This is a genomic window from Rhizobium sp. P1_C7, from assembly GCF_056406295.1.
The window spans coordinates 14188-27459 of record NZ_JBFUAL010000040.1; the positions used below are offsets into that span (position 1 = coordinate 14188).

The window sequence follows — 13272 nt, forward strand, 5'->3', positions numbered from 1 at the left end:
GTGGCGCAAACGTTATGGCTTGGGCTAACTTTGACCCGCAGAGATTTGGCGCAGCGCTACCGTGGTACCGTACTTGGCGCGCTATGGCCGTTTCTCTACTCCGGTCTGTTACTTACCATGTTTACTTTTGTGTTTTCTCTGGTTCTTAAAGTACGTTGGTCGGTTGGTGACGCAAGTCGTCCAAACGAAGGTGCTTTAATGATCTTTTCGGGACTGGTTCCGTATCTTTTCATTGCTGATGTTCTGACTAGATCCTCGTCGTGTATTACGGCGGTGCCGAACTTCGTGAAGAAAGTCCGATTTCCTTTGTTGTTGCTGCCGATGGTTGTGGTAAATAGCGCTCTTGTATTGGCCGCCGTGAACACCATAATTCTCCTCTGCGCGACGATGCTTTTGTGGGGTAGTGTGCCTCTTACAGCATTGATGCTGCCGCTCTTGTTTATTCCGCTGGCGGCGATCGGGTTGGGCGTGGCGTTTTTTTTCGCCTCCATAGGCGTATTTCTTAGAGACCTTTCTCAGGTTAGTCCGCTGATCGCTCAAATGCTGATGTTTTTGGCGCCAATCTGCTATCCAATTGAAGCTGTTCCGCCAGTGTTTGCGGCGGCAATACAACTGAATCCTGTTACTTGGTTTGTCAGTATGTTCAGGGATCTGGCACTAGATGGAAGGGCAATGACTTTGAGCGGATGGACACTCCATACCGTCGCTTGCGTTTTGTTCGCAGCGGCAGCGTTTGCCTTTTTTCAACACACGCGGCGTTTGTTCGCCGACCTTCTTTGATAGCGCGGTTCGTAACCCAATGAGTTCCTATTATGCCGACCTGGCCGAGTTATTTAGACCTTACATTGACGCCTATACGGTTGTGGATGTGGGCGCTCACAGCACTGGAGAAAGCAATGTCTATGAACGTGCCCTTCTGGCTGACGGTGCGCTAGTTATCGGATTTGAACCGAACGAACGTGAGTGTAACCTTCTCAACGCGCGCGGAGAAGGCAGGCGTCTGTTTTATCCTCATGCAATAGGCGACGGCGCACCTGGAACATTCCATGTATGCCAAACGCCACTCACATCCTCGCTGCTCCGTCCAAATGATGTACTGCTGCGGGAATATGAGAACCTTGCAGAAATGTGTGAGGTGGTTGAGCTAGTTCCAATTGAAACCGTACGTTTGGATGATATTTCTGACATCGCGTTCGCCGATTTCCTCAAGGTGGATATTCAAGGTGCTACTCTTCCCGCGCTGAGCAATGCGGAGAATTTGCTCGATAGGACTCTTGTAGTGCATGCTGAAGTCGAATTTGTTCCGATTTATTCAAATCAGTCGCTTTTCTCAGAGTGCGAGATCTTTATGCGGAATAGAGGGTTCATGTTCCACCACTTTCATCACGTGGAGGGTCGGAGGATGAAACACGAATCTTATGCGGTCGGACGGTCGCCCTCTCAAACTCTTTGGGCCGACGCTGTATTCGTCCCTTCATTGCAACGCTTGGATGGATTAACAAATCGCGACCTCATTCGCCTGGCGTGGACGATGGATGCTGTGTACGATGCCGCCGACATAGCAATGTCTTGCCTGCATCGTTGTAACGACGTAGGCGTTGGCGACATCGCCTCTCGATACCAACAACTGTTAGCTGCTTATGGACGCCTCTCATGAACCTCTTGAGGGATTTTAACCATACACAAAGTGAGCAAAGTTCACCTGTGCTGAAAGTGACCTCTGTGTCCAAGCAGTACGCACTTTACAAGAGCCCTCTCCATGTGTTGACTAGGTCCCTTTTCGGATCTCTAGTGAGAGAGCCCCCATCATATTCCGCATTGAGAGGTGTAAGCTTTGACTTGATGCCCGGCGACGCGCTGGCCGTAATAGGTCGCAATGGAGCAGGCAAAAGCACTTTGCTACAGATTTTGTCTGGTGTTCTTGAGCCCACGAGTGGCACTGTAGCCGTTTCGGGACGTGTCGCGGGTTTGTTGGAGCTTGGCAGCGGTTTTAATCCAGAGTTCTCTGGCCGGGAGAATGTGTTTATAAATGGTGCCATCCTGGGCCTAAGCGAGCGCCAAATCCGGGGGCGAATAGCCGAGATTGTAGAGTTCGCGGATATCGGTGACTATATTGATCAGCCCGTGAAGACATACTCAAGTGGGATGTTCCTTCGATTGGCGTTTAGTGTCGCAATTCATGCTGAGCCTGACGTCCTTTTGGTGGATGAGGCTTTGACTGTCGGCGATGTCTTCTTTCAGCAGAAATGTTATACACGGCTGAAAGAACTCCGCCAAAATGGCATGACTGTTCTGCTTGTGACGCATTCAATGGCCGACGCTGCCGAATTCTGTAACCGGGGGATCGTCCTTTCTCGTGGTAGCGTCGTATTCGAGGGTCTAGGCAAAGAGGCAGTAGAATACTATTTTCATCACGAGCACGAGACGCCGACGGGGCGACAGAAGCGAGAGCCGGTTGATGCCGCAACCGAGTCAGTCGGAAATGCCGTGGCGCTAGCTATGGAATCAGTGGATAGTGCGGATCCTTTTGTTCCTAATCAATCTGGTGTGATTGATTTTGAGGGCGCGAAGCAATTTGGTGCAACGTCTGCTAGGGCGCTGAGAGCGTTGATAACCGACCGAGATAACAAGCCAAAGCGTGTATTCGGTCAGGGGGACTGGCTGCGCATATATGTCGACTACAAGATAGATGAGTCTTTAGAGGTGCCAGTAGCTGGGGTTCAGTTAATCAACAGTAAAGGCGTTTTGGTGCATGGGCGGAATTCACTCCAGTTTTTGGGGGCACCGCCGTCGGTTGAACACGGCTCAGCCATCGTAAGATGTTTTCAGGAAATCAAGCTAGATATAGACGTGGGAGAATATACCCTTGATGCTGGCTTGGCCGAATTGCCTGAACTGGTTTTCGGGCGGCGTCAGCGTTATTCCCCCTCCGAAATTGCGCCGCAGATGCGACTCCTGTGCCATGTGACAGGCTTTGCCGCAATTTCCATTATCTATCAGCAAGAGTCCACTCCGTGCCTATTTTCACACTATGGCGTGGCGGATCTACCTGGTAGTCAAACGGTTACGGTTATTCCGTTATCCAAAAGTTAAAGGCCCGTTCTAGTAAAATGATATCTTACGCACAAAACTTCGAGGACGTACTTCTTGCAAGACTATTCCACGGACAGAAAGAGGGCTTCTACGTCGATGTGGGAGCCTGGCATCCTACGCGACATTCGGTAACCAAGCATTTTTATGACCTAGGCTGGTCCGGGATCAATGTTGAACCGTTGCAAGGGCAGTTCGAGCTCTTCATTGAAGCCAGAACCCGTGATCTAAATCTCAATGTCGCCGTCGCAGAGGTCTCCGGCACTGTGCGGTTCTTCGAGTGTAAAGACCTAACCTCACTGTCGACTGCTAATGAAGAGCAAGCACGAGAGCTAGTCAAGGAAGGGCATGACGTCGAGTCTTATGAAGTACCAGTTGTTACACTGAATGAAATGCTATCAATCCATAATGATGGGCGGACCATAGACTTTCTTAAGATTGACGTTGAGGGTTTTGAAGAAAACGTCTTGCGAGGTGTTGATTTGCGGCGCTTTCGGCCACGCGTCCTAATAGTGGAAGCCACATTGCCGGCCGTCAAGATCGAAGATTGGGATAATATTGAAAGTGTCAGTAACTGGGATGCCTGGGAATCCGGTGTCCTAGACGCAGGATATTTGTTCGCCTGGTACGATGGTCTAAGTAGGTATTATGTGCGCGAGGAAGAAAGTCATCTGAAAAGGCGGCTTACTCTACCGCCCTCTGTTCACGATGAATTTGAGCTGGCCGAAGTTTCGGAGCTCAAATCGATGCAGCAGGCATTGTTGAAGGATAGAGAGGACATGCTGGCTGCTAATATGCGTCTCGCGACGGAACTTGAGGTTTTGAAAGGGCAGACCACTGAAGATTATCGCGGAAAGATCTCAGCGAAAGAACAGGTGATTGATTCGTTCGCAATCCGGGACTGCGAGAGGAAAGGCATATTACGCGGGATACCAGATGCAATCTACCATGCGCTTAGGAACCCGAAATCGCTGGGTTATGGTGACTACTATCCTGCTGAGGGCTTCGCCAAGGCGAAACATGTTRTCGTCGATACGCTTGAGATTGTTTTCGGCGTGTCAGGTGGCGTTGAAACCTACATGAAAATGCTGGTGCGCGCGCTTCTTAGTTCGGGCAACCGCGTTACATTAATATGCCTGCGTGAACAGCTTCCAGTGCTACGTGATATATTTGGCGGCCGCGTGGGCTACTTTGTAATGCGAGAAAGTCAAGGGATCCGACTGTCGTTCCGGATTCTGAAACGGCTACGGGGGGGGGCTCCTCGGGTAAGCGCAGCGACGTCAATGGCAACTTTTACTCGGCTTCAAGAGGATATTGGGGCGGATGTGCTGCACAGTCCCGTTCAGATATTTTCATGTCAAGACTTCCGGCTTCCTGCAGTCCTCAATTTACATGATTTGCAACATCTACATTTTCCTGAGAACTTTCATCAGTCCGATATCGAAGCGCGAAACAGGTTATACAAATTGTCAGCCTCACTGTCCGATGCTGTTGTCGTATCCTCCGATTTCGTTCGGCACGATTTGATAGAGCGCTTGGAGATTGCGCCGTCCAAGGTCTTCACCGTGCCGGTTACTTGGGATCCGGCATTAATAGAAGGCCTTGGCAAGTTTGGTGTCGATGAGGCCGTCAAGCGCTATCAGTTGCCACCGCTGTACGCCTTTTACCCGGCACAATTCTGGCCGCACAAAAACCACGCTCGGCTAGTCAAGGCGCTGAGTATCGTAAGAAAGATGCGGCCAGAGGCAGACTTTAAACTGGTGTTTACTGGGTATAGGGGGCATGCAGGCTGGCCGCTTGTAGAGGCCGCAATCCACGAGAATGGGCTACAGTCTCATATTATCTGTCTTGATCATGTTCCCGTTGAACATTTGGCAGCGATCTACAAGGGGGCACTCTACTGCGTGATGCCATCGACATTTGAAGCGTCGAGCTATCCCGTGATCGAGGCACAGGTTCTCGGCGTGCCTGCGATGTGCTCCAATGTAACCTCTTTACCAGAATTGATGCGAGACGGCGCTGGCTTGCTATTCAATCCGTTTGATATCGATGATATCGCGGCGACTATGCTGCGTTGGCTTGACGATGCCGAAGATCGACGCACCCATGCAGCGCGCGCGAAACTGAAGGTCGAGCGAGAGCACAGTGTCGAGAATTACGTGCACGGATTGAATAAGGCATATCAATATGCCATCTGGAGCCGGCAAATTTAGGCGGCGGCGGAACGCGAAATGACAAGACCGATGCGAAACAAAGGCGAATTGAATGGATATTAGATATCAGGTATCGAAGCCTGTCATCTGCGGCAACGAAAAAAAGTACGTTGTTGATGCTATAGATTCCGGCTGGATCTCGAGCAATGGGGTCTATCTTGAGAGGTTCGAGCGGGCGATCGCGAGGGCATTAGGGGTCAATGAATGCCTTGCTGCCAGCAACGGAACAACAGCGCTGCATTTGGCTTGCCTAGCGATGGACTTGAAGCCAGGCGATGAGGTGATCGTTCCGTCTCTCACTTATGTTGCGTCTGCGAACGTTGTGGCCTATTGCGGTGCGAAACCGATTTTTGTGGATTGTGATAGCGTTACTTGGAACGCGACTGCGGCTCTGATCGAGAAGGCATGGACGCCTCGGACAGTTGGCGTGATTGCCGTACATCTGTACGGAATGCCCACCGAGATAGAGAGTATCGCAGAACTTTGCAAACGTCGAAATGCCTGGCTGATTGAGGATTGTGCCGAAAGTCTCGGTGCAACCGTCTACGGAAGGCCGACCGGTAGCTTCGGTGACGCGGCGGCATTCAGTTTTTACGGGAACAAGACGATATCGACGGGCGAGGGTGGCGCCGTTTACCTTCGAGATCCTGAACGCCTCAAACACGCTCGGATGTTACGCGGACAGGGGATGGATTTGAATCGAAGGTATTGGCATCCTATCATTGGATACAACTACAGAATGACCAACGTTGCAGCCGCGATTGGCCTTGGGCAGATCGAAATGCTTGATTTCCACCTTGCTGAGCGTCGTAGGATAGCAAGTCGGTATCGTGCCAACCTTGAGTCTCTTGTTACCGAGGGAGCACTTCAGCTGCCGCCTAAACAAGATGGATACGATAGCACGTTCTGGCTTTTTTCTGTGGTTCTTGCGAATTCGGCTGTCGGACGCAGATCCGAAATAATGAGCTATCTCGCGGAGAATTTCGGTATTGAGACGCGGCCCTTCTTCGTGCCTATGCATCACCTGCCGATGTACTTGTCCGATGATCCTTTCCCGAATGCTGACCATCTCTCGGAGAACGGGATCAATCTTCCGACCTACACGGGCCTAAAAGATGACCAAGTTGATGAGATCTCGGGGGCACTACGGCAGGCTCTAAAACGGGTCGCGTAAAGCCACAAGAAAATAATTTGACTGAATCTTGCTCGCGAGACCTTCGGGCATTCAGTGCCTTGACTCAACAGATGAAAGGGCGGACATGCCCATGAACGATCTAGAGCTTAGTCTCGCGTTCAAACCCGCAGACTCACAGATTGACTTTATCAAGCAGCTTGCCGTCATAGACTTGCCTCGCATATCGGTTGTTATACCATCATTTAATCAGGCCAAATTTCTTAGGCAGACACTTGATAGTGTAATCGCTCAACAATATCCCAATATCGAGATCTTTGTCGCCGACGGAGGGTCAACTGACGGTTCCGTCGCGATCCTCGATGAGTACTCTTCAATACACGGCGAATTGCTGCGATATGATAGCAGGCCAGACGGTGGCCATTATCAAGGAGTAAACAAAGGTATCGCGAATACTACTGGTGATATTATTGCTTGGATCAATTCGGACGATGTATATTTGCCAGATGCCTTTTGGAAGGTTGCGGCCTTCTTTTACTATAACCAAATGGCAATGGTAGTTTATGGACGTAACCGATACGTTAACAGTGATTTGGAGCATACCGTCGACTATCCAGTTGATTGGAGCCCGGTTCTATCTGAACAGCGGCGGCGTATGATGCATTTCTGTCTCGTCCCACAGCCATCACTATTCTTCAAAAGAATTGCTGTTACTCTGTGCGGGGCTCTAGCTTCAAATATTGTTGACTATGAACTGTGGTTGCGTTGGCAGAAGGATCTTCCGTTTTTCTTCTGTGACGAATACTTATCGCTTTCGCGGCTTCACCAGGACGCCATCACTACAAACGCAGACAAGAGACTGTTATTGGGAATCTGCGAAATAGTCCATCAATACTACGGCGCCGTCCCGTATAGCTGGGCATTCAAGTATGCCTATACAGTCGAATATGGTGCAGCGTGGGCGCGCGGTGAGGCACCCCAGCCTGGGGCAAAGGTGTATCTCCTTGCTCGCTTACATTGGTTTTCAATGAATGCTCGCTGGCTACCACGCCTGATCCGTAGATCCGCTCACAGCTTTTTTCGTTGGGCGGTTCAAGTTAGGCGCCTTGCAGCATAAGAAAGACGACAATGAATACATCACGCGTCACCATAACGGTCGTCGTCCCTTCTTTTAATCAGGGCCGATTTATCGATGACACGATCACCAGTCTTCTAGAGCAAGAGTATCCCGCACTTGAGATCTTGGTTATGGATGGTGGCTCGAGCGACGATACTGTCGCTAGATTGGAGCGTTACGGTGACAGGATTAAATGGATAAGTGAGAAAGACGAGGGCCAGTCGGATGCGATTGCTAAAGGATTTGCCCTTGCCCGATATGAGTGGATTACTTGGCTCAATTCCGATGATGTACATTCCAATCGCGCGCTTTGGGCAGTGAATGCTGCTTTGACAGCCCAACCCACGTCCGACGTCGTTGTTGGACAAGGACACTACATGGATGAAGATGGGTCGAACTGGCGACCCTATCCTACTATTTCAATACCTGTCGGTGGCGATGTGACACAAGAGATTTTTGAGAAGGGATATATGGCACAGCCGTCGATATATTTTCGGAAATCGGCTTATGAGCGGATTGGTGGCATTAATCGCACGCTGCAGTTTTGTATGGATTATGATCTCTGGGCGCGTTTCGCGCTTGCGGGCTGCCAATTCACGGCATGTGACGTCGATATTTCGGGGAGTCGTTGGTATGCGGAAACCAAAAGCTCGGGCCAGACTCTCGAGTTGCTCTCCGAAGTCGCAGCGAACCAAGTAAGGCTTTTTGGCCGCGTGTCACCATACTTTATACAGGCAATAAGCGATAATCTTTATCAAACGTTTCTTGGCAACCACTTTGGCAACAGACACCATGTCGTCTATCGTACGCTATTTTTCAAGACCGTTTGGCTTTGGTTGAACGCTCGGAAGCCACTTTACTGTTTGCGCGGTCTGCTGTGTGAGTCAATTGCGAAGTCCGGACCCATAGTCGGAGATAAGTTGAGTATACGAGACTATTGGCAGGGCTTGCGTAAGTTGATTGGAGCATGGAGGACCGCTCGATGATGGCGATGGATGTCGAAATTCTGCATTTGCGTCCTTGTCATGTCAGTCTCCTCTCTTCGCTGTTTGCGCGCATTTCCGCTGATCCCGCCACAAGTAAATTTCACCCTCATCCCTTTACCGCAGAGGTGGCTGAGTACATATGCGGGGCGACTGGTTTGGATCGATATGTCGCGTTAAGCGTAAACGAGAACTTGCGCGCGTATGGTATGCTCCGTGGGTGGGATGCTGGCTTTTCCATTCCTAGTCTCGGGATATACGTTGAACCCGAGTTAAGGGGAACAGGCGCGGCGAGGCATCTAATGCAGCATCTTCATCTTATCGCGAGACTGTCAGGTGCTGATCAAATACGCCTAAAAGTATACCGCGATAATGTCGCGGCTTATAGGCTATATAAATCACTTGGTTACCGCTTTTTATATGATGTGGAAGGGGACGCCCAGTTGGTTGGTCTCTGTGACCTATGACGCTAGGGAAGAGCAATGACATGGGTCAATTTAAAGCAACCTTGCGTAGGCTGAGTTCCTACAGGTTGGGGCAACTTGCATCTTACGCCCCACGGACTGCGAATCTGCTGGCGAAGCAGAGCCACCCTTACCTAAGCGGCTTGCGGTTTTCGATTGTTACACCTGTCCGAAACCAGGCTTGCTTCATTGCCAAAACAATTGAGAGTGTCGTCAATCAGCATTTCTCGCCACTTGAGTATATTGTAATGGATGGGGGGTCGGACGATGGGACAACTCATATAGTCGAACAGTATGTTGGGCACCTACATCATTTTGAAAGCCAAAAAGATGATGGCCAGTCAGACGCTCTGAACAAGGGGTTTGTGCATGCCACTGGCGAGATTCTTGGTTGGCTCAATGGTGACGATATTCTCCTTCCAGGAACCCTTGAGTTCGTTGCTCGTTTTTTTGAGGCACATCCTGATATCGATGTGATCTATGGTGATCGCTTGCTCATCGATTCGAATGGGGATGAGATTGGACGTTGGTTGTTGCCGAGCCATTCCGATCGTATTTTGTCATGGGTCGATTACGTTCCTCAGGAGACACTCTTCTGGCGGCGCACTCTCTGGGAGCGTGTGGGATGCCATTTTGACGCCTCCTATCACTTTGCGATGGATTGGGACCTCTTGGTGAGATTTCGAGACGCGGGCGCTCGCTTTCACCATGTGCCACGGTTGCTTGGAGCATTTCGTGTGCATGCCGCACAGAAGACAAGTTCACATATGGTGGACATGGGAAGCGAAGAGATGCAAAGAATTCGAACCCGCTGTCTTGGGTATCCACCGTCAAAGGCTTCGCAGCGAGCGGCAATCACGCCATATGTCTTACGACACATAGCAAGGGTGTGGCAGGCGAAGTTTTTCAATCTGTTAGGACGTGCCGACGAATAGTCGGGTTTGCAGTCCTGCGGCACATTTGGTGTCCCAAATGTTGCTAGAGCGAGCACACAATCTCTGACTCCCGCCATCATAGTGTGTTCAGTTTGCAGCTGGTTTTTGATGTAGACGGTTGTCACCGACAGTAGGACCTTCTAAAGGTTCTCGCAAGACACAATCCGTAGAGGATGAAAATGAGAAAAGTCGCACTTATTACAGGTATTACAGGTCAGGATGGATCGTATCTGGCTGAGCTTCTGCTGGAAAAAGGCTATGAAGTGCATGGCCTTAAGCGTCGAGCGTCGTTGTTCAACACGGACAGGATCGACCATCTATATCAGGATCCGCATGAAGCTGAGCGTCGCTTCTTTCTTCACTATGGCGACATGACTGACTCATCCAGCCTGATCCGCGTTATTCAAATGGTGCGACCGACAGAGATCTATAATCTCGCCGCGCAATCGCACGTGGCTGTCTCCTTCGAAGAGCCGGAGTACACTGCTAACTCGGACGCTCTCGGCGCATTGCGTATGCTTGAAGCTATCCGTATTTTGGGTTTGGAAAAGGAAACCCGCTTTTACCAAGCTTCGACGTCCGAGCTTTACGGTCTCGTTCAGGAGACCCCACAAAGAGAAACTACTCCATTCTACCCACGTTCTCCATATGCGGTAGCTAAGCTCTACGCATACTGGATAACGGTCAACTATCGCGAGGCGTATGGTATATATGCGTGCAATGGTATCCTTTTCAATCATGAAAGTCCCATGCGCGGCGAGACTTTCGTAACCAGGAAGATTACACGTGCACTGGCCAGAATAAAGCTCGGGCTGCAAGAATGCCTTTATCTGGGTAATCTTGATGCAAAACGTGACTGGGGTCATGCGAAAGATTATGTCGAAATGCAGTGGCTCATGCTTCAGCAAGAGGCGGCTGAGGATTTTGTGATCGCTACCGGTGTGCAGTATAGCGTCCGTGAGTTCGTCGATGCTGCTGCTCGTGAGATAGATCTTCCTATTACGTGGCAGGGAAGTGGAGCGGACGAAAAGGGATTCGACGCAAGCGGTAAATGTATCGTGATGGTAGACCCCCGTTACTTCCGCCCTACAGAGGTTGAAACCTTGCTTGGGGATGCCTCGAAAGCAAGACTGAAGCTTGGCTGGGAACCGCAGATTAGCTTTAAGGAACTAGTCGAGGAGATGATGCGCGAGGATCTGAAGTCAGCCGAGCGTGACGAACTCGTCAAGAGGCATGGCTTCTCCGCCTACGATTATCACGAGTGACATCATGAATAAGTTCTCGAAGATATATGTCGCGGGTCACCGTGGAATGGTTGGGTCGGCTATCGTTCGGCGTTTAGAAGCCGATGGTTATACCAACATCGTCACTCGAACGCATCAAGAGCTGGACCTAACCCAGCAGGCGGACGTGGCGTCCTTTCTCAAAGCTGAGAGACCTGATTATATTTTCATGGCGGCTGCGAAAGTCGGCGGCATACATGCTAATGATACTTTTCGGGCAGACTTCCTTTATCAAAATCTTATGATTGAGGCTAACATCGTTCAGGCGGCTTGGCAGGCTGGAGTCGAGCGCATGCTGTTCCTGGGATCCAGCTGCATTTATCCCCGCAATTGTCCTCAGCCAATCAAGGAGGAGTATCTCCTTACCGGACCGCTTGAACAAACAAATGAACCCTATGCGATCGCGAAGATCGCCGGCATTAAATTGTGCGAGAGCTACAATCGCCAGTTTGGCACTCAATATGTGTCGGCGATGCCGACAAACCTCTATGGACCGAATGATAGCTACAATCTCAGCAATAGCCATGTTTTGCCTGCTTTGATTCGCAAAGCGCATGAGGCAATGATGGATGGTAATACACAGCTGGTTGTGTGGGGGTCCGGAGCTCCAATGCGAGAGTTTCTGTACGTTGAGGACATGGCAGATGCTAGCGTTTTCATAATGGAAAAAGGCGTTAGTGAGGGCCTCATCAACGTGGGGAGCGGAAAGGATATTACGATTCGGGCGCTTGCCGAGATTGTGATGGAAGTTGTCGGTTTCCAGGGAGAGATAGTGTTCGATAGTAGCAAACCCGACGGCACTCCCCGTAAACTACTGAGCGTTGATAAGCTGCTCGAACTCGGTTGGAAAGCGAAGACGCCGCTAAAGGAGGGAATTGCAAAGGCATACAATGACTTCCGGCTGCATATCGCCCCACAATGACTGATCCTTTGGTTACGATCGCCGTTCCCTCGCTCAACCAAGGAAACTTTCTTGAGAAGGCTTTATCGTCGATTTTTGAACAAGATGTTCCGGTCGAGGTTTATGTTTTGGACGGGGGATCGACAGATGGTTCGGTGGAAATTATTCGCAATTGGCAGCACAGGCTGGCCGGCTGGCGCAGCCATGTTGATCAGGGTCAGGCTGCGGCGATCAACGAAGGAATTTCGCAGGGAAAAGCTCCTTTTGTTTGCTGGCTGAATAGTGACGATTGGTTTTTAGCTGGCGGACTCATGCGCTTGCTCCGGGCTATTGAATGCCTTCCCATGGTGCCGGCAGTTTACGGTCGCTGCTGGAATGTTGTTGAGAAGACAGGCAAATATGCACCTGTATGGGTCGAGGCATTTAGCGAAGAGCGCCTCGCGCATCGATGCATCATTTCGCAACCAGCGACACTGATCAGGCGCTCGAGTTGGGTGGAGGTGGGCGGTCTTAACCCAGATCTTCATCTGGTCATGGACTATGATCTTTGGTGGCGCCTCTTTAGAATTGGGGGGCCATTGGAACTTGTTGATGCGTATGTCGCAGTAAACCGCGAACATGCAGCTACAAAAACAAAAAGCCTAAGGCGTAGGCATTACAATGAGGCGATTTGTACAGTTCGCCGGCACTACGGGTCAGTGCCACTTAAATGGTGGATCGCCCAGCCTTATGCCGTGTGGTACAAGTCGATTTTCCGCTAAGGCGTGGTGGAGACGCCCAGTGCAAGAGCAGGAGCTCGTCGGTCCCGGTATGGACGATGGTTATACATCGCCCAGCCAGAGCCGTACGTGCTGTGTGCGGATTTCGGATTAACGGGACACTGGTTCCGCTAATTCGCGGACATCCTATAGCGCGGCGATCTGGATGAGAGGCGCGCGACAATCTGGATGAGAATCCTGTGTGTCGCTGGCTGGGTGAGTTTATCTGTTTGATTGACGCTCGCAAGCGTCATTCATTGGTCTGATTGACGCTCCGCGACAATCTCGTTTGTGTTGTTGATTGTCGCGTATGAGGACGGCCTTCCACGTTGGCGTTTTGCCTCCATGGCAGAGCGACGCCTGTAACTTTCGACGTTCATCTCGAAGATCGTTGCG

General features: G+C 50.6%; 12 protein-coding genes. All 12 read left to right on the forward strand.

Features of this window, described 5'->3' with window-relative positions; genetic code table 11:
* The 12 genes from AC1D2R_RS30945 (at position 1) to AC1D2R_RS31000 (ending at position 12879) form a co-directional block, all read left to right on the forward strand.
* Positions 1–780 carry an ABC transporter permease gene (locus AC1D2R_RS30945; protein ID WP_477973532.1) on the forward strand — a complete coding sequence of 260 codons (780 nt, stop codon included), beginning with the start codon at positions 1–3 and terminating at the stop codon, positions 778–780.
* Positions 781–799: 19 nt separating this feature from the next.
* On the forward strand, positions 800–1657 hold the full coding sequence (locus AC1D2R_RS30950; RefSeq protein ID WP_477973515.1) for an FkbM family methyltransferase: 858 nt from the start codon (positions 800–802) through the stop codon (positions 1655–1657).
* 161 nt (positions 1658–1818) lie between these two features.
* Entirely contained in the window at positions 1819–3093 is a 1275-nt protein-coding gene (locus tag AC1D2R_RS30955; protein WP_477973517.1) for an ABC transporter ATP-binding protein, read from the forward strand.
* Between the two features lie 17 nt (positions 3094–3110).
* Positions 3111–5303, forward strand: a complete 2193-nt coding sequence (locus AC1D2R_RS30960; RefSeq protein WP_477973519.1) for an FkbM family methyltransferase — start codon at positions 3111–3113, stop codon at positions 5301–5303.
* Between the two features lie 52 nt (positions 5304–5355).
* Complete coding sequence (locus AC1D2R_RS30965) at positions 5356–6477, forward strand: DegT/DnrJ/EryC1/StrS family aminotransferase (RefSeq protein ID WP_477973521.1); 1122 nt, start codon at positions 5356–5358, stop codon at positions 6475–6477.
* Positions 6478–6568: 91 nt separating this feature from the next.
* A complete protein-coding gene (locus tag AC1D2R_RS30970) occupies positions 6569–7552 on the forward strand; it encodes a glycosyltransferase family 2 protein (RefSeq protein ID WP_477973522.1) in 984 nt (327 codons plus the stop codon).
* Between the two features lie 11 nt (positions 7553–7563).
* Positions 7564–8538 carry a glycosyltransferase family 2 protein gene (locus AC1D2R_RS30975; RefSeq protein WP_477973523.1) on the forward strand — a complete coding sequence of 325 codons (975 nt, stop codon included), beginning with the start codon at positions 7564–7566 and terminating at the stop codon, positions 8536–8538.
* 5 nt (positions 8539–8543) lie between these two features.
* Positions 8544–9002, forward strand: coding sequence for a GNAT family N-acetyltransferase (locus tag AC1D2R_RS30980; RefSeq protein WP_477973533.1), 459 nt, complete (start codon positions 8544–8546; stop codon positions 9000–9002).
* Positions 9003–9022: 20 nt separating this feature from the next.
* Entirely contained in the window at positions 9023–9934 is a 912-nt protein-coding gene (locus AC1D2R_RS30985) for a glycosyltransferase family 2 protein (RefSeq protein WP_477973524.1), read from the forward strand.
* A gap of 179 nt (positions 9935–10113) precedes the next feature.
* Positions 10114–11199 (forward strand): GDP-mannose 4,6-dehydratase, encoded by a 1086-nt coding sequence (gene gmd, locus AC1D2R_RS30990; protein WP_477973526.1) that lies wholly within the window; start codon positions 10114–10116, stop codon positions 11197–11199.
* A 4-nt stretch (positions 11200–11203) separates the two neighbouring features.
* A complete protein-coding gene (gene fcl, locus AC1D2R_RS30995; protein ID WP_477973528.1) occupies positions 11204–12139 on the forward strand; it encodes a GDP-L-fucose synthase in 936 nt (311 codons plus the stop codon).
* Positions 12136–12879, forward strand: coding sequence for a glycosyltransferase (locus AC1D2R_RS31000; RefSeq protein ID WP_477973530.1), 744 nt, complete (start codon positions 12136–12138; stop codon positions 12877–12879). Before fcl ends, AC1D2R_RS31000 begins: the two co-directional genes overlap by 4 nt.
* The last annotated feature ends 393 nt before the right edge of the window (positions 12880–13272 follow it).

Excerpts from the sequence above, each read along its gene's own strand:
- AC1D2R_RS31000 (WP_477973530.1), top strand. The coding sequence starts at position 12,136 with ATGACTGATCCTTTGGTTACGATCGCCGTTCCCTCGCTCAACCAAGGA.
- AC1D2R_RS30975 (WP_477973523.1), top strand. The coding sequence starts at position 7,564 with ATGAATACATCACGCGTCACCATAACGGTCGTCGTCCCTTCTTTTAAT.
- AC1D2R_RS30970 (WP_477973522.1), top strand. The coding sequence starts at position 6,569 with ATGAACGATCTAGAGCTTAGTCTCGCGTTCAAACCCGCAGACTCACAG.
- fcl (WP_477973528.1), top strand. The coding sequence starts at position 11,204 with ATGAATAAGTTCTCGAAGATATATGTCGCGGGTCACCGTGGAATGGTT.
- AC1D2R_RS30985 (WP_477973524.1), top strand. The coding sequence starts at position 9,023 with ATGGGTCAATTTAAAGCAACCTTGCGTAGGCTGAGTTCCTACAGGTTG.
- AC1D2R_RS30965 (WP_477973521.1), top strand. The coding sequence starts at position 5,356 with ATGGATATTAGATATCAGGTATCGAAGCCTGTCATCTGCGGCAACGAA.
- AC1D2R_RS30950 (WP_477973515.1), top strand. The coding sequence starts at position 800 with ATGAGTTCCTATTATGCCGACCTGGCCGAGTTATTTAGACCTTACATT.
- gmd (WP_477973526.1), top strand. The coding sequence starts at position 10,114 with ATGAGAAAAGTCGCACTTATTACAGGTATTACAGGTCAGGATGGATCG.
- AC1D2R_RS30980 (WP_477973533.1), top strand. The coding sequence starts at position 8,544 with ATGGATGTCGAAATTCTGCATTTGCGTCCTTGTCATGTCAGTCTCCTC.